The organism is Rhizobium cauense (genome assembly GCF_019511525.1).
GTDB lineage: Bacteria > Pseudomonadota > Alphaproteobacteria > Rhizobiales > Rhizobiaceae > Rhizobium > Rhizobium cauense.
Window position 1 is genome coordinate 180,452 of sequence record NZ_JAEUAT010000007.1, and the last position, 23,820, is coordinate 204,271.

Consider the following 23,820-nt stretch of genomic DNA (forward strand, 5'->3'; position numbering starts at 1 on the left):
TGAGCGCCGACTATTCACTCGTCGGCGCGGTCTCTCCGGCCATCAGGCCGGCGAAATCGAAAAGCTTTGGATCAAGCAGGTGCGATGGGTTCACATGCGAAAGCGCCCTCAGCATCGTATCCTTGCGGCCCGGCATGCGCCGCTCGATATCGGCGAGCATGTCCTTCATTGCATTGCGCTGCAGCCCGTCCTGGGAGCCGCAGAGATCGCATGGAATGATAGGAAACTGCATGGCAGCCGCGAACTTCGCCATATCATCTTCCGCGCAATAGGCGAGCGGCCGCAGCACCATCAGGTTGCCCTCGTCATTGAGCAGCTTCGCCGGCATCGAGGCGAGACGCCCGCCATGGAAGAAGTTCATGAAGAAGGTCTCGAGAATGTCCTCGCGGTGGTGGCCGAGCACCAATGCGTCGCAGCCCTCCTCCCTGGCAATCCGGTAGAGATTGCCGCGGCGCAGGCGCGAACAGAGCGAGCAATAGGTCGCTCCCTCCGGAACCTTCTCCTTCACGATCGAATAGGTATCGCGATACTCGATGCGGTGCTTGACGCCGACCTTGGTGAGATACTCAGGCAGGATATGCTTTGGGAAGTTCGGCTGGCCCTGGTCGAGGTTGCAGGCGATCAGCTCCACCGGCAGAAGACCACGCCACTGCAGTTCGAGGAGAAGGGCGAGCAACCCATAAGAGTCCTTGCCGCCGGAGAGACCAATCAGCCAACGCTTCTGCCCCTTCAGCATCGCAAAATCGTCGAATGCCTGCCTGACGTTCCGCAGTAACCGCTTGCGCAGCTTATTGAACGAGACCGAGTTCGGAGCATCGGCAAAGAGCGCGTGCGCAATGGCGCCATCCGCGTTCGGCGTCTCCAGCTCATCGGCAATGTTGGCTGCGATGTTCATTCTCTCGTCCAATCAGTCACTGCTTCCGCCTTAGCAGAAAGCGTCACGACAACCCAGCATCAATCACCGAAAACAGACCAGCCGGTGCGGGCCGCCAGCATTTCCAGCGCGACAGCACCGAGCTGCGAGTTGCCGACCTCGTTGAGTCCAGGCGACCATACCGCAATAGAGGCAATGCCGGGCGCCACTGCAAAAATACCGCCACCGACACCGCTCTTGCCGGGAAGACCGACGTGATAAGCGAAGTCGCCGGAGCCGTCATAGTGGCCGCAGGTCAGCATTAGCGCGTTGATACGCCGCGCCCGCTTAGGCGACACAACGGAGTGGCCCGTCATCGGATTGGTGCCGCGAGCAGCCAGGAACAGGCCGGCCCTCGCCAATTGTTCGCAGGTCATCGACAAGGCGCATTGATGGAAATAGACGCCGAGCACGTGATCAACCGGATGGTCGAGGTTACGATAGGCCCGCATGAAGTTTGCGAGCGCAAAGTTGCGGTATCCCGTCTGCGTCTCGGACTTTGCAACGCGATCATCGATGGTGACCGACTCGTCATCCGCGAGATAGCGGACAAACCGCAGCAACTCACCAATAGCTTCGCGCGGCGCATGGCCGGCCATAACGACATCAGTGACAGCGATCGCGCCCGCATTGATGAACGGATTACGCGGAATGCCCTGCTCGTGCTCGAGCTGGACGATCGAATTGAACGCAGAGCCCGAAGGTTCGCGCCCGACCCGCTTCCACAGGCCCTCGCCGACCTTGCCGAGCGCCAGCGTCAGCATGAAGACCTTCGAGATGCTCTGGATCGAGAACGGGACATCCGCATGGCCAACGCTGTAGACCTTGCCGTCTACCGTCACCACGCTCAAACCGAATTGGTTCGCATCGACCTTGGCGAGTTCCGGAATATAGTCCGCAACCTTCCCTTCGCCGATACGGGGTTCCAGCTCTTTGTGGATGCTGTTGAGAACTGCCTGCAAGTCCGTCATCGTATCTCCCCAGATAACAAAAAAGCCGCCCCAAGAGGCGGCTTTTCCGTATGCGAAAACGCCTCGCGTCCTACTGCGCCGCGCGTCGAAGACGCGTAAAGGACGCAGTAGTCCCTTAGAGAGACGCATAAGCCTTTCCGACAATCGAAATTCGATTGTCGGGGTTATGCGTTAACGCGAATAGAATTCGACCACCAGATGCGGCTCCATGACGACCGGATACGGTACGTCGCCGAGCGCCGGAACGCGTGCGAAGGTAGCAACCATCTTGTTATGGTCGACTTCGATGTAGTCCGGAACGTCGCGTTCAGCCAGGCTGACGGCTTCGAGAACCGTAACCAGCTGCTTCGACTTCTGACGAACTTCGATGACATCGCCAGCCTTGCAACGGTAGGAACCGATGTTGACGCGGACGCCGTTCACGGTCACGTGGCCGTGGTTCACGAACTGGCGGGCAGCGAAAACGGTCGGAACGAACTTGGCGCGATAAACGACTGCGTCCAGACGGGACTCCAGAAGACCGATCAGGTTTTCGGAGGTGTCACCCTTGCGGCGTGCGGCTTCAGCGAAGATTGCACGGAACTGCTTTTCGCGCAGGTCACCGTAGTAACCCTTCAGCTTCTGCTTGGCGCGCAGCTGCACACCGAAGTCAGAGAGCTTACCCTTGCGGCGCTGACCATGCTGGCCCGGGCCGTATTCGCGGCGGTTCACCGGGGACTTCGGACGGCCCCAGATGTTCTCGCCCATACGGCGGTCAATCTTGTACTTGGACGATTCGCGCTTGCTCATCGTATTTCCTTTCAGAAAGTTAAAACGGTTTGTTGCCAAACCGCGTGAAGGAAACACGCCCTCCTTTGATCTTCTTTCGAGGATCCGACAGGATCATCCCATTACGCGAACAGGACAAATCCACGGGACATGTCAAATGAAACACCGGACATCTCTGCCCGGTGCTGGCGCGGTCTTTAGGGCGAAGTTGCTGGAATGTCAATCACAATTCCACACCCGCAGGTGAAACCAGCTCGTTCTGGAGCCGGCGGAACGTCTCATCACAGGCTACGCCGCTATTCCGCAGCGGGACGGATGTCATCGACGTCGGGTGCGTTTGCATCGCCAGGGGCCGTTTGGCAGTTCATATCGGGAAAGGCGACGATACGCTTACCCGAGAAATCCGCATGCACCACGATGGTCCCTTGCTCCTCGAAATACCCGAGTAGACGCCGTGCCCGCCGTGCCGAATGGGTGCCGTAGGCGCGCGCAATCCGGGCGTCCGATGGGCACGGCTCACCGCAGACGGCGGCCTTCGCCATCATCAGGAAAACACCCTGAAGGTCGTCGGTGACACCTGTGGAGAGCGATAGAGCTGTCGCCCAAGCTTCTGTCTCGGCCGTCGCGGCATCCACACCCGAGCGTGATATCGCGACGCGGCGCCGGAACTCCGGCAGAGACATTGGCGGGCCCGGAACCCGGCGCATACGAAGCCGCACGAGGAAGTCCTGATACAACACCGAATCCGTTCGAAACCCGGAGCTCGGGTCGTCCAGGATCTCGTTCAGCACCGCCGTCAGCCGCTCTTCTCGCTCCTCCGCAGATAGCTCGGGCTGCGTCGCACGCGTCTCCGAGGGCGGAGCGGAGGCAGCAGGCGCCGATCGCGACAGTTCAGCCAGAATATCTGTGGTCGGCCGCGGCGCAGGTGGGGCACGACGGATGATCGGACGCTGGAACTCCTCCGGATCAGGCGTGAAGATCAGATCTTCGACGTCCTGAGGCGCATCCGGCAACGGCATCAGCTTCGGGCTCGAAGAACGCGCTGATGTCTCCACATTGCCGATCTGGATCGGCAGCGGGCGGCGCGACAGCGCCGGCCCGAGCGCAACGAAATTGCCGCGCTTCAGATCGCGGAACATTTCCGCCTGGCGGCGATCCATCCCGAGGAGATCGGCAGCGCGCGCCATGTCGATATCGAGGAAAGTGCGCCCCATCAGGAAGTTCGAGGCTTCCGCGGCGACGTTCTTGGCAAGCTTTGCCAGGCGTTGGGTCGCGATCACGCCGGCAAGACCACGCTTACGGCCTCGGCACATCAGGTTCGTCATGGCGCCAAGCGACATCTTGCGGGCATCTTCCGAAACATCGCCGCCGACAGAAGGCGCAAACATCTGCGCCTCGTCGACCACGACGAGAACCGGGTACCAGTATTCGCGGTCGGCATCGAACATGCCGTTGAGGAACGCGGCGGCCGCGCGCATCTGCTGCTCGATATCGAGCCCCTCAAGCGTCAGAACGCACGAGACGCGGTGCTGGCGGATACGATTGGCAATGCCGGCCAATTCAGCTTCCGTCCGCTCGCCGTCGACCACGACGTGGCCGAACTTGTCAGACAGAGTTACGAAATCGCCTTCAGGATCGATGATGATCTGCTGCACCCACTGGGCCGATTGCTCCAGTAGGCGGCGAAGCAGATGCGACTTGCCGGACCCGGAATTCCCCTGCACCAGAAGACGGGTAGCCAGAAGCTCCTCGATATCGAGCGTGGCCGGATTACCTCCCGACGCCGTTCCCATATCGATACCAACCTGCAATGTCACATTCCTCTTTCAATTCGAACACGGCGTCCTAGCAGATTTGGTCGTGTCTTTGGCAACACGCCCGCATAAACCCACAGAGAAAACGTCAAAATCTGGGCTTCAGCATCCGCGTGAACACCAGGCTGATCGCGAGCGGAACCAGCAAGACCGCCAACCCGACGCGCAACCCCGACACCTCGGCGATGAAGCCGATCAGAGGCGGTCCGACTAGAAAACCGGTGAGCGCCATGAAGGACAGGATCGCGACATTGGCGGCCGCCGGTCGATCCCGGAGACTTGCCGCCGCGGTAACAGCCAGCGGAAAACCGACCGAGACGCCGATGCCAAGCAACGCAAACCCCGCCAGCGTCACCATACTATGCCAGGCAAAGACGACGATGAGCATGCCGGCCAAAGCCGCCACCCCACAACCACGTGCAAGCCGGATCGGCCCGAAACGTTGTTTCAGATGATCCCCACTGAAACGGCCAGCTGCAACCATCATGGCGAAGGTCGTGTAGCCTATGCCGGTCATCATGCCATCCGTCTGAAAGACGTCCTTGAGATAGACAGCAGACCAGTCGGCGATCGCGCCTTCGGTCATGGTGATCCCGAAGACGAAGGCGCAAATGCCGAGGAGCGCGCTGCTTGGCAGCTTGAACGGCATATGTGGAGGCGCTGCACCCGCCTCGCGATCGGGCGGCAAGCGGAGACTTGCAGCAATAGCAAACGGCAGAACGACGAAGGCAGCCGCCATGATTGCCCATTCGGCGGGCGCGGCAATCGCCACCATGCCCGAACCAAGCAGGCTGCCCGCCATGATACCCAGGCTCCAGAAGCCATGGCAGCGGTTCATGATGACGGAGCCTGTATCCTTTTCAGCGCGGTCGGCTTCGACATTCAGGCCGAGTTCCAGCGTCGACATGGCAACGCCAAGCAGTGCGAGTGCGATGAAAAGTTCGAGCGGCGTGCGCGAGAATGCCGGAAGGCAAACGATCACCGAGAAGACAAAGAACCCCGCGATAACAGTGGTCTTGCCGCCGATGCGAGCCACCACGCGCCCGGCGAAAGGCAGTGTCGTCAAAATTCCGACGGGCATGCCGAGCAAGGCCAGCGCAAGATCGGCCGGCCCGAGCTCAAGGCGAGCCTGGATTTCCGGAATGCGCGGCAACCAGCTGCCGAACGCGATCGGCTGCAGGAAAAAAATAGCCATTACAAGTTTCTGGAAGGACATGCGAAAGCCTGGCGGGACGGATGCGAATCACAACCCCAGTCTGCGCAGTCATCAAGCTTTGCGATAGTCCCTATCGCATCGATGCTCGACGCATTTGAGCCGCCGGCAAATGTCTGCCCAACGTGCCTAAGCCTTGAGCCCAAATCCCTGCATCAGCCGCCGCGTGGCAAAGTCGGGATTGCCCGACGTAAAGACCGCGAAGTCGAAATTATCCGGGTGCACCGCATCGGCGACCTGCGGCACGAGGCTGCGGGCACGCCGCGCAATGGCTTCCGCCGGATCCAGCCAATCGACCGGCCAGGGTGCCAGCCGCCGAAAGACGTTGGCCATGAAGGGATAATGCGTGCAGGCGAGGACAACGATATCGGTTTTCGAACCGTCTTTTTCCACGAAACACTGATTTATCTCGGAAAGCACCGCCTCATCGGAGACAACATCGCCACGGATGTAAGCCTCCGCCATTCGGGCGAGGTTTTCGGATCCGACGAGGCGCACATAGCACTGCTGTGCGAAGGATTGGATGAGGTCGCGCGTATAGGCGCGCTTCACGGTGCCCGGCGTCGCCAGGACCGAAACGAGCCCCGAGCGTGTGCGCTCGGCCGCCGGCTTGATCGCCGGCACAGTGCCAACGAACGTCATCTGTGGAAACGCTGCACGCAGATCGGCGCCGACAAGCGTGAACGCCGTATTGCAGGCTATGATGCAGACCTCAGGATCGTGATCGGCAAGCAGCTTGGCGAAAAGGCCGATAACCCGCTCCCTCAGCGCCTGCTCTTCCCAGCCGCCATAGGGAAACCCGGCATCATCGGCAATATAGATGAAGCCGCGCTCCGGCATCAGCACCCGCGCTTCGCGAAGCACGGTCAGCCCTCCGATGCCGGAATCGAAGACCAGAACCGGTTTCAGCTCATTCTGCGCTGCTGTCATCTTCCTGATGTTCCTTGACGTCGACGGGTGGCCGGCTCCCGCGCGGATATTTCCGCGAGAAGCGGTCCAGGGAGGAGATCACGCCGCGCAACACGCTGATTTCCTGCTCCGTGAAGGCGCGGCGGGAAAGGACTGCCCGCAGGTTGTCTACCATTTTCGGCTTTTTCGCGGGCGGATGGAAATAATTGCGAGCTTCGAGCGCTTCTTCCAACTGATCGTAGAGGCCGAAGAGCTGCTCCTTCGTGGATTGTGTCTGCGACATCGCCTGGAAAGGAACCGTTCCCACATCCTCCATGCCCGACTTCATCCACTCATAGGACATCAGCAATACCGCCTGAGCGATATTCAGCGATGCGAAAGCCGGGTTGACCGGAAACGTCACGATCTCGTCGGCAAGCGCCACTTCCTCGTTCGTCAAGCCCCAACGTTCGCGGCCGAACAGGATGCCGGTGCCCTCGCCCGCTCGGAACTTTGTCCGCAGCGTCTTCGCCGCCACCACAGGCGAGCGAACCGGCTTGAAACCGTCCCGCTCGCGCGCTGTCGTCGCGTAGACGAAGTTCAGGTCTGCGATCGCCTGTTCCAGCGTTTCAAAGACCTTCGTGCCTTCGATGACATGATCCGCCTTCGAGGCGGCCGCCTGCGCCTTGTCATTCGGCCAGCCGTCACGCGGATTGACGAGCCGCAATTCCGCAAGGCCGAAATTGGCCATCGCGCGCGCCACCATGCCGATGTTTTCCCCCATCTGGGGTTCGACGAGAATGATAACCGGGCCTTCTCTGAGAAGCTGCCGCTCGCTGTTCGTGCCTGCCATGACGCTGGATCCTTTTGTTATGGGCGGAATAGCCAAGCCGGGCCGAAACGGCAAGGGTCAAGCGTTCGGGTAGAGTCTGTCCAGCGTCGAGGCAATCATTTCCACGCCAAGGCGCGCGTCGGCATGGGACAGCGGCAAGTGTCGCCCGGGTCCACCTTTGCTCTTGCGGTCGACGAAAAAGCACTCCGACTGCCGGGCCATCAAAATCCCCACCCGTTGGCGCTCCGTGTCGATCAGCTTCATGCTCTCCGCATCGCAGGTGGTCCCATTGTAGTCCTTGGCCATGATCCGCGCCCAGTAGGTCGCAGCAAGGAAAATGGCCAGCGTCTGTCTGATGTGTCCCGGCCTGGTGACAACGGACCACGACGAACCAAGAGGGCGGGCGGCTGCAGCTATGTCGCGATAGGCGGCGTCGAGCTTCTGTGATCGAGTGATCAGTGTGAGCTCCCTGGCGAAGGCAGCCGAAAGCAGCTCCTCCAGCGCAGTGAACCACTTACCAAGGGCGACATCGAGCGCCCCCCTTGTCCGTGCAGGAAAGACAACAAATGCAACCAGCGTACCCGCCGCCGCACCAAGCATCGTTTCCTCGATACGCAATCTGAGGAGATCGGGCGTCAACGCCCCGATCAATCCGTAGACGATACAGAGCGCGATTGACACGAAGAAAGTCATCGTCGCGTAGGACGTCTGCAGGAAATAGAAGGCAAGGAAAATAGCAATCGTCGCCACCGCCAGCGCTGCCGCCATGTGCGCTGTAAGCAGCGTCGCCAGGATTAGCCCCATCGCAATCCCAAGGAGCGTGCCGAGCGAACGCTGCAGCGCCTTGATCGCAGTATCACCACGGGAATTGGTGTTGGTGAAGACGAGAAACGAAGCGAGCACGGCCCAGAACCAGCGCTCACGCGACAGCATGAGGCCAAACGTCATTGCGATGGTGGATGCCAGGGTTACCTGCAGCGCCGTACGGATCAGGGGATTGGCCAGCGAAAAGTCGATCTTGGCGGGAACAGAAGCCGTTTCCTCGACGGCTGCAACTTCAGCGAATCCGGTTGCGTAGCCCTTCTCGATCGTCCGGTCGAGCAACGCGCGGGCCTCACCGAGGCGGATGAGGGCCTGCCTGGTCTCGGCCTGCAATTCATCAAGCGTTGCCAACGCCTCGGGTACTGGTGCACCATCGATGACTGCGTGGACGAGAGCAAACGGCGGCAAGCTTTGCGAACTGAGAACGATCGCGCTCTCGGCGGCAAGGTGAGCATCAAACAAGCGGATCGCCAACTCTGCAGCCGGCTCGTCGTCGGCGTCGAACATTCCCGTCGGCGGTCGCGGAATGAAGCTCTCTGCCATCAGCACGACTTCCTTCAACCGCTCCTCCAGCTGGCGCAATTCCTGCGCATCCTTCTCAGTCACCTGCCCGGCGGAAGCGAGCGCGGCAATCTTGAACAGGATCTGGTTGATGCGGCCGCGGACGCTCTCCAGAGAACGAAGAAGATCACGGCGCCAATCATCGGGAAGGACAAGTGAACGCACGACATGTCCGATAAACGCCGGCGCAATGGGACCGATCGCGATCAGTGGAAGGTCTGTGATGGGAGGGCGGAAATAAGCCCCCAGGAAATAGGATGTGAATGCGAACATGCCGATCGCATGCCCTCGCGGTCCGAACACCCGCCCAGCCGTGGCAAGAAAGATAATGAGCAGGAAAACGCCGTCGGACACGTAGCGATTTGCTTCAAGCACCGCAGCAAGTCCGACAACGAGAACGCTTGCCGCACACGCAAGCAACCGCGTCACAAGCTGCGGCGCGCTCCCCTTGTCCTTGACCGCGACGCCGCCTTCAATCGAAAGAACGATGCCAAGGCCATAGGCGGCCATAGGCAACGGAACCAGCAGGTGGTGAATTGCAAGCAGCGCCCCAAACGAGAGCGCGATCGTCAGCGTGACGCGAGACGCCATCCGCAGACGCGACAGCGCCGGATCGTGAGCGAGTAACCAGTCACGGAAGTCAAAACCGGAAAGCAAGCTGCCCTCGCCCCTCATTTTCGCCCTCGAAGCCATCGACCGAGGCAGATCGAGCCGCAGGGCGGTGACCCATCCCTCGACGACTACGTCGCTAAAACACTTCCGGTGCAAGCCGGAGCGCAACAACGTGGCTCGCTGATACCAGCCGTCACTGACCCTTGGCGATCTGTACCATCGTATTCTTTAGCGAATTCGGTGGCTGCCCAGGATCGCCTTCTGTGACGATATCATCGATCACAGGCTTGCCGCCCTCATCGAGCATCTCGAACTTCACGGTCGTCAAAGCCTGTTTGTCCGATCCGTCGTCCATGCATGTCGCCTTCTTGAACGTGACGACCACTTCCGTGGTTCCGTCGGCGACCGCCTTCGGCGAATAGGTCAAATCCTCAAGAGGACAGGCATCCTCGCCGTTGACGATAACGTCGTAAGCGAAAGGCGAAACGCCGTCCTCGTCGGCAGCCGGATTCTGGATTGCCGCCTGATACTTCGCGACAAAATCCTTGCTGTACAGCCGTGAGAGCTTGCTCGGATCGAAAATATCGATCCAGTCGCCGTCCGCGCCGGACCAGTTCTTCATCGTTGCATCCATGACCTCCTTGACCGGTTCCGTAACGTCGGCGGCAAGGATAGGCGCGGTCGAGCCGAGAAGGACCGCTAGGGCGAGTGAAATCTTCTTCATGACGAACATCCGGGCAATGGTTTCGCGGCGGAGACTAGCCATTTTCACCGGCTTGGCAATGGCGGCAAAAAGACCATCCGGCTGTCCTTCCGGCTTTGCACTCCCGGCGCACAATGCTATAGCGCACGGGATTTGACATCACCCACCCGGGACAGCTGTCCCTCAAAAGCTTAACGAGGCAGATACATGAAAAAGATCAAGGTCGCCAATCCCGTCGCCGATCTCGACGGCGATGAAATGACTCGCATCATTTGGCAGCTCATCAAGGATAAGCTGATCCATCCGTATCTCGACCTCGACATCGACTACTTCGACCTCTCCGTCGAAAACCGCGACGCCACCAACGACCAGGTGACTGTTGATGCCGCCAACGCCATCAAGAAGCACGGCGTCGGCATCAAGTGCGCGACGATCACTCCCGACGAAGATCGCGTCAAGGAATTCAACCTCAAGCAGATGTGGAAGAGCCCGAACGGCACGATCCGCAACATCCTCGGCGGCGTCATCTTCCGCGAGCCGATCATCTGCCAGAACGTTCCGCGCCTTGTTCCCGGCTGGACCAAGCCGATCGTCGTCGGCCGTCACGCCTTCGGCGACCAGTACCGCGCCACCGATTTCAAGTTCCCGGGCAAGGGCAAGCTGACCATCAAGTTCGTCGGTGAAGACGGCCAGGTCATCGAAAAGGAAGTCTTCGACGCTCCCGGCGCCGGCGTGGCCATGGCCATGTATAACCTCGACGAGTCGATCCGCGAATTCGCGCGCGCCTCGATGATGTACGGCCTGATGCGCAAGTGGCCGGTCTACCTGTCGACCAAGAACACCATCCTCAAGGCCTATGACGGCCGCTTCAAGGACATTTTCCAGGAAGTCTACGAAGCTGAATTCCAGGATCAGTTCAAGGAACTCGGCATCACCTACGAACACCGCCTGATCGACGACATGGTCGCCTCCGCCCTGAAGTGGTCGGGTGGTTACGTCTGGGCGTGCAAGAACTACGACGGCGACGTTCAGTCCGACACGGTTGCTCAGGGCTTCGGCTCGCTCGGCCTGATGACCTCGGTTCTCTTGACGCCGGATGGCAAGACGGTTGAAGCCGAAGCTGCACACGGCACGGTTACCCGTCACTACCGCCAGCACCAGAAGGGTCAGGAAACTTCGACGAACTCGATCGCTTCGATCTTCGCCTGGACCCGTGGCCTCGCTCATCGTGCCAAGCTCGACGACAATGCCGAACTTGCAAAGTTCGCTTCCACGTTGGAGAAGGTTTGCGTCGACACCGTTGAATCCGGATTCATGACAAAGGATCTGGCGCTGCTCATCGGTCCGGATCAGCCGTGGCTCTCCACCACCGCCTTCCTCGACAAGATCGATCAGAACCTTCAGAAGGCGATGGCATAAGCCAGACGCAAATATCAGAGTGGACGGCGGGGATTTCCCCGCCGTTTTCATTTCAGCGACATCAAGGGAGGAAAAATGACCACAACGATCCGTCCGCTGCAGCCATCCGACCGAGCTGCCTGGGAGCCGCTTTGGGCCGGCTATCAGTGCTTCTACGAAGTTGTCATTCCACCCGAAACGACGGATCTGACCTGGAGTCGTTTCCACGATCCCGCCGAGGACATGCACGCACTTGGCGCTTTCGACGACGAAGGTCGTCTTGTCGGTGTCGTCCATGCCATATTCCACCGTTCGACGTGGCTACCCAAATGGACATGCTACCTGCAGGATCTCTATGTCGACGACACCCAGCGCGGCCTTGGCACGGGTGCGGCCCTGATCGAGGCCGTTGCTGACCTTGCCCGCGAGCATGGTGCTGGCCGGCTCTACTGGATGACCCACGAAACAAATGCGACTGCGCGCCGGCTATATGACCGTATCGCGGAACGCTCCGGATTCATCCAGTACCGAAAGGCGCTCTAGGCTTCGTCCCATTGCTGGCGCTCTGGAAGAGCGAAGTTCGGGCTCTACTTCCCCAGGAAATGCCGGAGGTAATGATGGCTGAAGACCTAGTATTCTATACGAACCCGATGTCGCGGGGACGAATTGCTCGCTGGATGCTCGAGGAGACCGGCGTTCCCTACCGAACCGAACTCCTGACATTCGGCGAGACCATGAAGGCGCCCGATTACCTGACGGTCAATCCGATGGGCAAGGTCCCGGCGATCCGGCACGGCAGCACTGTTGTCACCGAATGTGCTGCGATCTGTGCCTATCTTGCAGAGACATTTCCGGATGCTGGACTTGCCCCGGAAGCAAGTGAGCGTGGCGACTATTACCGCTGGATGTTCTTTGCAGCAGGCCCGCTCGAGGCAAGTGTAACGCTGAAGGCACTCGGCTTCGAGATTCCCAGCGAACAGCTACGAATGGCGGGCTGCGGAAGCTACGGAGACGTCATGGGCACGTTGGAGAAGGCGGTATCGCGCACTCCCTACATTGCCGGCGACCGCTTCACGGCCGCCGATGTCTATGTCGGTTCGCATATCGGCTGGGGCCTCGGGTTTGGCGGCATCGAAAAACGCCAGGCCTTCGTCGATTACTTCGCCCGCATCAGCCAGCGCGAAGCCTACAAGCGGGCGAACGTCATCGATGACGAGGCGGCCAGAACGATGCAGGCCGCGTGACCCACGAGTGGGCTGGCAAGCCAAAGCAGGCCAGCTCAGACAAGCGGCATGTAGATGTCGGTCAAGAGTTCGGGCGGCGGCACGTCACGTGGGTTGTTGAGATACTCCTCGAACATCACGCTGTCGCGAAGCTGCCGGCCGGAGGTGGGAAGCCATTCCGCATAAAGCCACTGGTAGGCCTTGTGCATGTCGGCATAAGGGCCTTTGTGGCGCAGCACTGCGTACTCGCCGCCATCCACCGAGTGGCGCTCGAACGGAGGCGCCGCAGCAATCTCCCCTTCGACGGTCACGCAGGCGATCGAGCGCAGCTTTTCGGCCGGCACAATATCCGGATCATCAAGATAAACACCGATCATCCGCATCGTTGACTTGGCGAGTCCACGTGCGTGGAGTGTGCCGAACAACATCTCGAATGCCCGGCCGATCTGCATGTACGAGCCTACATGAGGCACGCCAAGCAATTGAATCGGTTCAATCTTACGTAGGGTCACCTCAAACATGGCTGCAGTCTTTCCGTTAGGTGAAGGATCAAAGGCTTTGTGACTTCCCTCTTTCCGGTATTGACCTGGCGGCATGCCATAGACCGATTTGAAAATACGGTTGAATGACTGGAGGTTGGGATAGCCGGATCGCTTTGCTATTTCCCCGACAGAAAGGCCCGTGCGGACGATGTCGCCCGCGGCGCGGTGCAGCCGCAACCGCTTCACAGTTGCCGCAAGTGTCTCGCCGTGAACCGCACGATAGACCCTGTGCCAGTGATAGCTCGACATACAGGCGATTTCGGCAAGCTTATCCATGTCGAGCTCTTCATCGAGATGGTCATGGATATAGGCGGATACCCGCCGAAGACGGTTCTCGTAGAGTGCCCAAGCCGTTTCGCCATTCATGTCTGAACCTCGCGCAAATCGATCGGCTGCAGAAAACCATACCGCGATTTGACAAATCCTGCGGACTTTAGCGAAGAGCAAACAAAAAGGCGGGGCCCAGCCCCGCCTTCCAAAACCTTCGTGCCAGTGCCCGTTGGCTAGCTTGCCAGCGCGACCGCGACGGCCTCAATGGCCTCGTCGGCTTTTGCCCCATCGGGGCCACCGGCTTGAGCCATATCAGGACGACCGCCGCCACCCTTGCCGCCAAGAGCAGCCGAAGCGACACGAACCAGATCGACAGCACTGAACCGACCCGTCAGGTCCGGGGTCACTGCAACGACTGCGCTCGCCTTGCCGTCCTCGGCCACGCCAATAAGCGCGACGACGCCGGACCCGAGGCTTGCCTTGCCGTCATCCGCGAGACCCTTGAGGTCCTTGGGATCCACACCGGAGATCGCCTTGCCGAGGAATTTCACGCCACCGACCTCGCGGACCGCATCATCGGAGCCGCCCTGCCCGCCGCCCATGGCGAGCTTGCGCCTGGCATCGGCCAGTTCCTTCTCGAGCTTGCGGCGCTCGTCCATCAGCGCCTCGACGCGCGACAGCACCTCGCCCGGCTGGACCTTGAGCGCGCCGGCAAGTGCCTTCACGCGTTCGTCCTGCTCGGCCAGATAGGCACGCGCCGGCTCGCCGGTCACCGCCTCGAGGCGGCGCACGCCGGAGCTGACCGCGCTGTCGCCAAGAATGCGCACGAGGCCGATGTCACCGGTCGCCGACACATGCGTACCGCCGCAGAGCTCGACCGAGTAGGCCTTACCCGCCTTGGCGCCATGCAGCCCGCGGCCCATCGAGACCACGCGCACTTCCTCGCCGTACTTTTCGCCGAACAGCGCCATCGCTCCCTCCGCGATCGCGTCGTCGACGCTCATCAGGCGCGTCGTCACAGGCGAATTCTGCAGGATGATCTCGTTGGCCATGTCCTCGACGCGCTTCAGCTCTTCCGCCGTCATCGGCTTCGGATGCGAGACGTCGAAACGCAGGCGCTCGGGCGCGACCAACGAACCCTTCTGCGCGACGTGCGTGCCGAGAACCTCGCGCAGCGCTTCATGCAGCAGGTGCGTCGCCGAGTGGTTGGCACGGATGCGCGAACGGCGGGCGTGATCGACGGTCATGGCAACCGCGTCACCGGCCTTGACGCTGCCCTCGACAACAGTGCCGGTGTGGACGAACAGGCCCTCGCCACGCTTCTGCGTATCGGAGATTTCGATCTTCGCGGTGTCGGAGGAAATGATGCCGGTATCGCCCATCTGGCCGCCAGACTCGCCGTAGAACGGGGTCTGGTTAACGACGATCTGCACTTTATCGCCCTTGGTGGCGGCATCGACGGCAACACCATCCTTGACAATTGCCTGCACCACGCCTTCGGCCGTCTCGGTGTCATAGCCGAGGAATTCGGTTGCGCCGTGCTTGTCCCGCAGCTCGAACCAGATGGTTTCTGTGGCCTTGTCGCCGGAGCCGGCCCAGTGTGAGCGGGCTTCCGCCTTCTGGCGCTCCATCGCATCGGTGAAGCCGGCCAGGTCGACGCTGATCTCGCGGGCGCGCAGCGCGTCCTGCGTCAGGTCGAGCGGGAAGCCATAGGTGTCGTAGAGCTTGAACGCTGTTTCGCCGTCGAGCATGTCGCCCTTGCCGAGCGTCGTCGTCGCGTCCGACAGCAGCGACAGGCCGCGCTTCAGCGTCGTGCGGAACTTCGTTTCCTCAAGCTTCAACGTCTCGGTAATCAGCGCTTCGGCGCGCACGAGCTCGGGATAGGCGCGACCCATCTGCTGGATCAGCGCCGGGAGGAGCTTCCACATCAGCGGCTCGCGAGCTCCGAGCAGTTCGGCATGACGCATGGCGCGACGCATGATGCGGCGCAGAACATAACCGCGACCTTCGGCCGACGGCAGAACGCCGTCGGCGATCAGGAAGGCCGACGAGCGCAGATGGTCGGCGATGACCCGGTGGCTCGCGCGCTGCTCACCTTCGGCCTTGACGCCGGTTGCTTCTTCAGAGGCCTCGATCAGGGCGCGGAAAAGGTCGATATCGTAGTTGTCATGCTTGCCTTGCAGGACCGCCGCGACGCGCTCGAGACCCATTCCAGTATCGATCGACGGACGCGGCAGGTCGACGCGCTCTTCCTTCGTGATCTGCTCGTACTGCATGAAGACGAGGTTCCAGATCTCGATGAAGCGATCGCCGTCCTCTTCCGGAGAGCCGGGAGGGCCGCCCCAGATATGGTCGCCGTGGTCGTAGAAGATCTCCGAACAGGGACCGCATGGGCCGGTATCGCCCATCGCCCAGAAATTGTCGCTGGTGGCGATGCGGATGATCCGGTCGTCGGAAAGGCCCGCGATCTTCTTCCAGAGATTAAAAGCTTCGTCGTCGGTGTGATAGACGGTGACCAGCAGCCGCTTGGCGTCGAGGCCGAATTCCTTGGTGATCAGCGTCCAGGCATGCTCGATCGCCTGCTCCTTGAAGTAATCGCCAAAGGAGAAATTGCCGAGCATTTCGAAGAAGGTATGGTGGCGCGCCGTATAGCCGACATTATCGAGGTCGTTGTGCTTGCCGCCGGCGCGCACACACTTCTGCGCGGTCGATGCTGTCTTGTAGGGACGCTGCTCGAGGCCGGTGAAGACGTTCTTGAACTGCACCATGCCAGCATTGGTGAACATCAGTGTCGGATCGTTACGGGGAACCAACGGGCTCGACGGAACGATTTCGTGGCCGTTCTTCTTGAAGTAGTCGAGGAAGGTCGACCGGATATCATTCACACCGCTCATGCTATGCCCTTCAATGCTGCCGGCAGGCAGGTCAAATCTCAAATTCAGTGGCTTTTATCGCTCGCCTTAACCACTGTCCAGCAGACAAACAAAACCGGCCGCATTCTCATCAAAGAATGCGGCCGGTTTTGAACTGTTGAACCTTCGGGCGAATTAGCCGTCCGCTGCCTCGTCGCCATCATTGGCATCAGGGCCGCCATTCTGCAGGAAGCGATCCGCGATCAGACCGGCATTCTGACGAAGTGCCGTCTCGATCTCGCGCAGGAGGTCCGGGTTGTCGCGCAGGAAAAGCTTCGCATTCTCACGTCCCTGTCCGAGGCGCTGACTGTTATAGGAGAACCAGGCGCCCGACTTCTCGACGATCCCGGCCTTGACGCCAAGATCGACCAGCTCGCCCGTCTTCGAAACGCCCTCGCCGTACATGATGTCGAACTCGACCTGCTTGAAGGGAGGTGCCATCTTGTTCTTGACGACCTTGACGCGGGTCTGGTTGCCGATGACTTCTTCGCGCTCCTTGACGGCGCCGATGCGGCGAATGTCCAGGCGAACAGAAGCATAGAACTTCAGCGCGTTACCGCCGGTCGTCGTTTCCGGCGAACCAAACATGACGCCGATCTTCATGCGGATCTGGTTGATGAAGATGACCATGGTATTCGACTTCGAGATCGAAGCAGTCAGCTTGCGCAGCGCTTGGCTCATCAGGCGTGCCTGGAGACCGGGCAGATTGTCGCCCATCTCGCCTTCGATTTCGGCACGCGGCGTCAGCGCAGCGACCGAGTCGACAACAAGAACGTCGACGGCGCCGGAACGCACCAGCGTATCGGTGATCTCAAGTGCCTGCTCACCTGTGTCCGGCTGCGAAATCAGGAGGTTCTGGAGATCAACACCGAGCTTGCGGGCGTAAACCGGATCAAGGGCGTGCTCCGCATCGACGAAGGCGCAGATGCCGCCCTTCTTCTGCGATTCCGCAATCGTCTGCAGCGCCAAGGTTGTCTTGCCGGAGCTTTCCGGCCCGTAAATTTCAATGATACGACCCTTCGGAAGGCCGCCAATGCCGAGCGCAATATCCAACCCGAGAGAACCCGTCGAAACCGTTTCGATCTCGACGACATTCTCGTTCGAGCCGAGCTTCATGATTGAGCCCTTGCCGAACGACCGCTCGATCTGTGAGAGTGCCGCTTCAAGTGCCTTGCTTTTGTCCACCGATTTGTCCTCTACAAGCCGCAATGTATTCTGTGACATTCGATCCACCTTTAGGTTATTGAAGCCGCTCAAGCAATGTCGCCGCCGATGTCGATTTTGTACCGGATTTGTTCTCGTTTCGCAAGATGCGTACAAATAATTGAAAGAAAAAGGTAAAACGCCCTGTGTTCTACATTTGTTTTAGTGATGGAAAGCAACGGCTTAGGGATAGCGCGCCTGTCGCTGGACAGACAGGCGCGGTGCCACGATTCGTAACTTTCGCCTACGCGGGACGATGAAATGAAGCAGAAGATTCTTGTCCTCGGCGGCGCGCACATCGATAGGCGCGGACGCATCTGGGGCGACACGGTAGCAGGCGCCAGCAATCCGGGCACATGGGTCGAGGAGCCGGGTGGAGGCGGCTTCAACGCGGCGCGCAACCTTGCGCGGCTTGGCTTCGATGTGACGATGATTTCGCCGCGTGGCGGCGATCCCACCGGAGAACTGGTGAGCGAAGCCGCTGACTTTGCCGGCGTTCAGGATCGCCCATTCGTCTTCCTCGATCGGAAGACGCCGAGCTATACGGCGATCCTGGAAAACGATGGAAATCTGGTGATCGCGCTTGCGGACATGGATCTATATCGCATGTTCGTACCGCGCCGACTCTCGATCCGCGCCGTCCGTGATGCGTTTGCCGCGACTGACTTCATTCTAATGGACGCCAATTTGCCGGCGGAAACGCTGACATCTATCGTCGAACGGGCCAGCGGCCTCGGCAAGCCGGTGGGCGCGATCGCAATCTCGCCGGCAAAGGCCGTCAAGCTCAAGGCGTGCCTGGACGGGATCGACTACCTCTTTCTCAATGAGGCAGAGGCTGTCGCGCTGACGGGCGAGCGGCCGAACGATCCATCGCATTGGCCATCACTACTTGGTGACATCGGCCTTCGTGGCGGTGTCGTAACGCGCGGTCAGCGCGACCTGATCGCCTTTGCGGATCGCCATGTCGTTGCCCTGGAGCCCGCCAACGTCGAAAACGTCGCTGACGTGACGGGCGCCGGTGACTCTCTTGCCGCGGGTGTGATTTCCGCGTTGATGCGCGGGCTTTCCCTTGCCGATGCGGCGCGCGAAGGCGTTGCTGCAGCAGCGCTGACTGTACAATCCCCGCACGCAGTAAACGAAAACCTCTCTCCGGATTTGGTGAGGCAGACGCTTGCCCTTGTTCCACCGGCGAGAATTCTACATTGAAGCCATACCCGATGAAATGGAAGAGACAATGACCAAACCGATCTCCCCCCTTCTGCCGATCGCCTACTCCAAGGAAGTCGCAAGCGCCCAGCAGCGCGGCGCTCCGATCGTTGCGCTGGAATCAACCATCATCACCCATGGCATGCCCTATCCCGGCAACATCGAGATGGCGCGCAGCGTCGAGTCGATCATTCGTGATCAGGGTGCGGTTCCGGCAACGATCGCGATCATTCACGGAACGCTTCATATCGGGCTGGAAGCCGAACAGCTGGAACAGCTGGCGCAAGCAAAGGATGTCCTGAAAGTCTCGCGTGCCGATCTCGCCTTTGCGATCGCCGAGCGCCGTCATGGTGCGACAACGGTGGCAGCAACGATGATTGCTGCGGAACGCGCCGGCATCAAGGTCTTTGCTACCGGCGGTATCGGTGGTGTTCACCGCGGCGCCGAGGAAAGCTTTGATATCTCCGCTGACCTCGAGGAGCTCGGCCGCACCGGCGTTATCGTCGTCTGCGCCGGCGCCAAGGCAATTCTGGATATTCCGAAAACTCTTGAAGTTCTGGAAACGGCGGGCGTTCCAGTCGTTACGTACGAGAGCGAAGAGTTCCCCGCCTTCTGGTCGCGTGCCTCGGGACTGCCCAGCCCGTTGACCCTGAACAGCCCGGCCGCAATCGCCAACTTCCAGACGGTGCGCGAGCAGCTCGGCATTGACGGCGGCATGCTGATTGCCAACCCCGTGCCTGAAGCCGACGAGATCCCACGCGAGGAGATGGAAATCTACATCGAGCGCGCGCTCGATAGTGCCGAACGCGAGGAAATCAGCGGCAAGGCAGTGACCCCGTACCTGCTCAGCACCATCTTTGACCTGACGGACGGCCGGAGCTTGAAGACCAACATCGCGCTGGTGGAAAACAACGCCCGACTGGCAGCGGAAATTGCCGTCGCGCTGGCAGGATGATCAAACGGAAATGGGGCGCTGCATATCGGCGCCCCTTAGCTGTCCAGCGTCTCCTTGACGACGACAGCAAGCTGTTTCAGCGAGAACGGCTTCGGAAGGAAGCCGAATTTCGATTCCGGCGGAAGATTGCGCGCAAACGCGTCTTCGGCATATCCCGAAACGAAAATGAACTTCAGGTCGGGATATTTCTTCCGCAACTCGCGCAACAGCGACGGGCCATCCATCTCCGGCATCACCACGTCCGAAACGACGATGTCGACCTTGCCTTCAAGCTCATCCATGATGTCGAGAGCCTCGACGCCTGAGCCGGCCTCATGCACCGTATAGCCGCGCGTCTCGAGCATGCGCTTGCCGCCGCGGCGCACCGCTTCCTCATCCTCGACCAGCAGGATGACGGCGGATCCCGTCAGATCCTCGGGGGGCTCCGGCTGAGCGGGCGCCTGTTCGACCGGCGCTCCGAGCGCTGGCGTGACTGCGTCCGCTTCCACGACAAGTGCCGGCTCGACGATGTGGCGCGGCAGGAAGACGCGGAAGGTCGTGCCCTTGCCGACTTCCGACTCCGGCTGAATGTAGCCGCCCGACTGCTTGACGATGCCGTAAACCATGGCCAAGCCAAGCCCGGTGCCCTTTCCGACTTCCTTGGTCGTGAAAAAGGGTTCGAAGATCTTGTCCATGATTTCGGGCGCGATACCGGTGCCGTTGTCAGCGACCTCGACGAGAACCATGTCCTCATGCGGCATAAAGGAGTAGTTGAATGCCGCCACCTCTTCTGCCGTCACGTTCTTCGTCCGCAGCGTCAGCTTGCCACCCTGAGGCATCGCATCGCGCGCGTTGACGCAAAGGTTGATCAGCACCTGCTCGAACTGCGACAGGTCCGTCTTCACGGGCCAGAGATCGCGACCATACTCGACATCGAGCTTGACGTTCGTACCGGAAAGCAACCGATCGACCAGCATCCTGAGGTCGCCGACCACGTCCGTCAGATTGAGCACCGTCGGTCGCATCGTCTGCTTGCGTGAGAATGCCAGCAACTGGCGGACGAGCACCGCCGCGCGATTGGCGTTGCGCTTGATCTCCATCAGGTCGGCAAAACCGGGATCGGCAGGCCTTGCCTGCAGCAGCAGATGGTCGGAGGACAGCAGGATCGCCGTCAGCACGTTGTTGAAATCGTGCGCGATGCCGCCTGCCAGCGTGCCGACCGCGTTCATCTTCTGCGTTTGCGCCATCTGCGCTTCGAGAGCTTTTTGCTCTGTCACTTCGACAGCGTAGACAATCGCCGCCTCTTCCGGCGCCTCGTCGCTCTGATCGATCACCGCATTGACATAGAACCGGAAGTGGCGAGCCTCATCCGTCGGCGTGCGCGAGTCGATCGGTGGGATATCGCCCTGCCGATCCCTGGCCGCCTCAAGCGCGTGCTGCAGCTTCGGCTTGTCGCTGTCCTGAACGATGACCTCAAGGAGCGCACCGCTCTCTAGGTCATTGCGCGATACAATTCCTGCAAACAGCTTGAGGAATGGTGCATTGGTGCGCAGGATACGGCCTTCACCGTCCACCGAGGCAATGGCCATCGGCGTATTGTTGAAGAAGCGATTGAAGCGCATTGCCGCGGCCGAACCGGACTGATCGGCCTCGCCGCTCTTCTGGCGAGCAAGCACAATCGTCCGGCTTTCGCCGGGCGCGCCGTCACGCATGGACGTAACGCTGTGGACGATCTGAACAGGCAGGCTCTGCCCGTTCATTTTCTTCAGATCGAGATCAAGCGTAACGGTTTTTTTCAGTCCGGGGTCGGCCTGGACCGATTGGATAAGCGCGAGCCCCTCGCCTGCGACCAGATCACCAATCATGACCGAACCGGGAACAAATTTGGTCAGGTCAATGCCCAGCCATTCCGCCAGCGTGGCATTGAGGTAGAAAATCTCTCCCTTGCGCCCGGCCGAAAAAAATCCGGCTGGCGCATGGTCGAGATAGTCGATCGCATTCTGCAATTCCTTGAAGAAACGCTCCTGATCGTCACGCTCCAGCGTGATATCACTGATCTGCCAGATGTGGAGCGGCTTGCGCCCCATCTCCTCGCTCTGCAGGGTGCGCGCTTTCAGGCGATACCACCGCGCGCCCGCTCCGCTCGTCGTCGGACCAAGCGACCTCAGCAAACGGAATTCCTCGCTGCCCTCCCGGCCCTCGCGCAGGCCATTCGAGAGACGATAGAGCGCCTCGTTCGATTCCCGATGGCGCGACAGCAGCGCTTCGAGCGTCTGAACCTCCATCGACTTGCGGGCGCCGGTGAGCTCGCCATAGGCCGCATTCGCATAGACGATACGGCCCTTCTCGTCGGTGATGAGCGATCCATCCGGGTGGCTGTTCAGAAATGCGCGCGCCAAGCTGTCGGACTGTCGCTGCGGCATCACCTCGATGAAGCCGATTACCGACGACACCAGGAAGAAAATCCCAACCATCGCCAGGACGCCGAGCACGCCCAGGACCATTTCATTGTCGAGCGAACGCTTGAAAACGACAAAGGCGGCAGCCGCCCCGATCAGGACAAGCGCGAGCAGGATGATGCGTAACGCCGTCCCCGTGCGGCCCCCACGGTCCACGAGCGGTTCGCTGAAATCCTCGGCCTGACGCGGTTTCGTCATCTATTCCCTCGTATGGCCTGCCGGGCTTCACTCGTAACAGGGAGACAAAGCAGGAATCAGGCGTCGCTTCCTTCTTAGCAATTTGCAGTCTCCGCAAAAACACCGCTCTCTGTGAAGACTGATTGAATTCACAGCGAAGAGCGCCAATTTCGCCATTAAAATGCGTTGTTAAGAAAACATGTTCGAATTCCACTTCGGGTTGGGACGACTGGACAAGCCCATCCCGACTTGTCTACGAAGTGGGAAAAGCCGCGATGTGGTTGAAAACCGCGAAGGGAGTACGTCAACATGTTCGATGATCTCATGGGAGCCTATGGGAGTCGCTTCCTTATTGCTGCCGGCGGCGTTGCCCTAGCCCTATTGCTGCTGGTTGTCGTGCTGTGGATCATGCGCAGTCGCGCGCCTTCCCCTTTCGTCCGGGGTGGTCGCAATCGCCAGCCGCGACTACAGGTCCTTGACGCGGCAGCTGTCGATGCGCGCCGGCGCCTCGTACTCGTCCGCCGAGACGACATCGAACACCTGATCATGATCGGTGGTCCGACCGATATCGTCATCGAAAGCCGAATTGGCGAAGCTGCCGGGAAAGCGCTACCACTCGAGGCCGTGGATCAGCCGGCTCCGATTCCGGCGCCGCGACCGGAGATCGCGCCGCAGATCGAGGCGACGCCTGAAGCACCGGCACTGGCGCCCCCTGCTCGGTCCATTCCGGCTGAACCGCAGAGCGCGCCACCTGCCCGAAGCCATACTCCCGCGGAAGTTCTGGTCGCGCAGCGCGCACCGATCGAAGCCCGGCCCGAGCCGGCTATCCCAGCTCCCCAGCCATCTGCACCGGCTGTAGCCGAGCGCGAGCGCGCACCGCGCACCGCACCCTCTTTCGAACCGCGTCCCGAAGCACGACCAGAGCCGAGGCCCGTCGCTGCTCCGATGGAGGCCTCGATGGCGGCTGACATTCTCGATTCTGCCCGCCAGCGCGTTCTGCCACAACAGCGAATCGAACCGCAGGTCGCCCCACCACCAGTTGCACCCGTTCCCGTACAGCCGCCAGCGGCTGCATTTGTCGAGGTCGGCACACTCGCTCCCGCCGCGCAGCCGAGCGACTTCCAACGTATTCTTGAGGAAGAGATGACAAGTACGCTCGCAGCCGAGCGCATTGTGCCCGGACCGCAGGCACCGGCCGCAAGGCCCGCTTCTACGCCCGGCAGCCTGCCGCGCCGCGACCCGGAAATGGCACCGCTGACTGGCGCCGACGCAGCGCTGCAGAACGAGGTCGCACGCATCTTCGGTGAGATGAGCGTCAACCGCGACAAGTAAGCACCTGACGAGCAAAAAAGAAGGCACCGCGGTCTCCCCGGTGCCTTCTTTGTTTTCAACAGTGCCG

19 protein-coding genes are annotated in these 23,820 nt (G+C 60.5%); 6 read left to right on the forward strand and 13 right to left on the reverse strand.

From position 1 onward, the window contains the following. Positions 1-10 precede the first annotated feature (10 nt). The 9 genes from ttcA to JNB88_RS15515 all read right to left on the reverse strand — a co-directional run bounded on the left by ttcA (position 11) and on the right by JNB88_RS15515 (position 10,118). Positions 11-895 carry a tRNA 2-thiocytidine(32) synthetase TtcA gene (gene ttcA, locus JNB88_RS15475; RefSeq protein WP_220356223.1) on the reverse strand — a complete coding sequence of 295 codons (885 nt, stop codon included), beginning with the start codon at positions 893-895 and terminating at the stop codon, positions 11-13. 59 nt (positions 896-954) lie between these two features. After that, positions 955-1,884, reverse strand: coding sequence for a glutaminase (locus JNB88_RS15480; protein WP_220356224.1), 930 nt, complete (start codon positions 1,882-1,884; stop codon positions 955-957). Positions 1,885-2,055: 171 nt separating this feature from the next. Continuing rightward, positions 2,056-2,673 carry a 30S ribosomal protein S4 gene (rpsD, locus tag JNB88_RS15485; RefSeq protein ID WP_037128260.1) on the reverse strand — a complete coding sequence of 206 codons (618 nt, stop codon included), beginning with the start codon at positions 2,671-2,673 and terminating at the stop codon, positions 2,056-2,058. Positions 2,674-2,948: 275 nt separating this feature from the next. Further along, positions 2,949-4,463: a helicase HerA domain-containing protein gene (locus JNB88_RS15490; protein WP_220356225.1), complete on the reverse strand. Its 1,515-nt coding sequence runs from the start codon at positions 4,461-4,463 to the stop codon at positions 2,949-2,951. A 91-nt stretch (positions 4,464-4,554) separates the two neighbouring features. Further along, positions 4,555-5,682 (reverse strand): MFS transporter, encoded by a 1,128-nt coding sequence (locus JNB88_RS15495; protein WP_220356226.1) that lies wholly within the window; start codon positions 5,680-5,682, stop codon positions 4,555-4,557. 126 nt (positions 5,683-5,808) lie between these two features. Then, on the reverse strand, positions 5,809-6,609 hold the full coding sequence (murI, locus tag JNB88_RS15500; protein ID WP_220356227.1) for a glutamate racemase: 801 nt from the start codon (positions 6,607-6,609) through the stop codon (positions 5,809-5,811). Then, a complete protein-coding gene (locus JNB88_RS15505) occupies positions 6,590-7,420 on the reverse strand; it encodes an RNA methyltransferase (RefSeq protein WP_220356228.1) in 831 nt (276 codons plus the stop codon). The genes murI and JNB88_RS15505 overlap by 20 nt, the downstream gene beginning before the upstream one ends. 57 nt (positions 7,421-7,477) lie before the next feature. Continuing rightward, positions 7,478-9,457: an FUSC family protein gene (locus JNB88_RS15510; RefSeq protein WP_220356229.1), complete on the reverse strand. Its 1,980-nt coding sequence runs from the start codon at positions 9,455-9,457 to the stop codon at positions 7,478-7,480. 130 nt (positions 9,458-9,587) lie between these two features. After that, the gene (locus JNB88_RS15515) at positions 9,588-10,118 is read right to left on the reverse strand and encodes a hypothetical protein (protein ID WP_220356230.1); all 531 of its coding nucleotides are present in this window, start codon (positions 10,116-10,118) and stop codon (positions 9,588-9,590) included. Positions 10,119-10,304: 186 nt separating this feature from the next. On the opposite strand from JNB88_RS15515, the gene JNB88_RS15520 reads away from it, so the two are divergent. From JNB88_RS15520 to JNB88_RS15530, 3 genes are all read left to right on the forward strand, one after another. Further along, positions 10,305-11,516 carry an NADP-dependent isocitrate dehydrogenase gene (locus tag JNB88_RS15520; protein WP_037128269.1) on the forward strand — a complete coding sequence of 404 codons (1,212 nt, stop codon included), beginning with the start codon at positions 10,305-10,307 and terminating at the stop codon, positions 11,514-11,516. Positions 11,517-11,591: 75 nt separating this feature from the next. After that, complete coding sequence (locus JNB88_RS15525) at positions 11,592-12,038, forward strand: GNAT family N-acetyltransferase (protein WP_220356231.1); 447 nt, start codon at positions 11,592-11,594, stop codon at positions 12,036-12,038. Between the two features lie 74 nt (positions 12,039-12,112). Continuing rightward, complete coding sequence (locus JNB88_RS15530) at positions 12,113-12,739, forward strand: glutathione S-transferase family protein (RefSeq protein ID WP_220356232.1); 627 nt, start codon at positions 12,113-12,115, stop codon at positions 12,737-12,739. A 35-nt stretch (positions 12,740-12,774) separates the two neighbouring features. Here JNB88_RS15530 and JNB88_RS15535 read toward each other — a convergent pair whose 3' ends face one another. The 3 genes from JNB88_RS15535 to recA form a co-directional block, all read right to left on the reverse strand. Further along, the gene (locus JNB88_RS15535) at positions 12,775-13,626 is read right to left on the reverse strand and encodes an AraC family transcriptional regulator (RefSeq protein WP_220356233.1); all 852 of its coding nucleotides are present in this window, start codon (positions 13,624-13,626) and stop codon (positions 12,775-12,777) included. Positions 13,627-13,763: 137 nt separating this feature from the next. Continuing rightward, positions 13,764-16,424 (reverse strand): alanine--tRNA ligase, encoded by a 2,661-nt coding sequence (gene alaS, locus JNB88_RS15540; RefSeq protein WP_220356234.1) that lies wholly within the window; start codon positions 16,422-16,424, stop codon positions 13,764-13,766. Between the two features lie 153 nt (positions 16,425-16,577). Further along, positions 16,578-17,666: a recombinase RecA gene (gene recA / locus JNB88_RS15545; RefSeq protein ID WP_016554154.1), complete on the reverse strand. Its 1,089-nt coding sequence runs from the start codon at positions 17,664-17,666 to the stop codon at positions 16,578-16,580. A 240-nt stretch (positions 17,667-17,906) separates the two neighbouring features. Here recA and JNB88_RS15550 point away from each other — a divergent pair, with 240 nt between their 5' ends. Together JNB88_RS15550 and JNB88_RS15555 are read left to right on the forward strand one after the other, a co-directional pair. Beyond that, positions 17,907-18,851 carry a carbohydrate kinase family protein gene (locus tag JNB88_RS15550; protein ID WP_220356235.1) on the forward strand — a complete coding sequence of 315 codons (945 nt, stop codon included), beginning with the start codon at positions 17,907-17,909 and terminating at the stop codon, positions 18,849-18,851. Positions 18,852-18,879: 28 nt separating this feature from the next. Then, complete coding sequence (locus JNB88_RS15555) at positions 18,880-19,806, forward strand: pseudouridine-5'-phosphate glycosidase (protein WP_220356236.1); 927 nt, start codon at positions 18,880-18,882, stop codon at positions 19,804-19,806. Positions 19,807-19,841: 35 nt separating this feature from the next. Here the strand turns inward: JNB88_RS15555 and cckA are convergent, their stop codons facing one another. Beyond that, positions 19,842-22,442, reverse strand: coding sequence for a cell cycle histidine kinase CckA (cckA, locus tag JNB88_RS15560; protein WP_220356237.1), 2,601 nt, complete (start codon positions 22,440-22,442; stop codon positions 19,842-19,844). A 288-nt stretch (positions 22,443-22,730) separates the two neighbouring features. Here cckA and JNB88_RS15565 point away from each other — a divergent pair, with 288 nt between their 5' ends. After that, entirely contained in the window at positions 22,731-23,753 is a 1,023-nt protein-coding gene (locus tag JNB88_RS15565; RefSeq protein ID WP_220356238.1) for a flagellar biosynthetic protein FliO, read from the forward strand. Positions 23,754-23,820 lie beyond the last annotated feature (67 nt).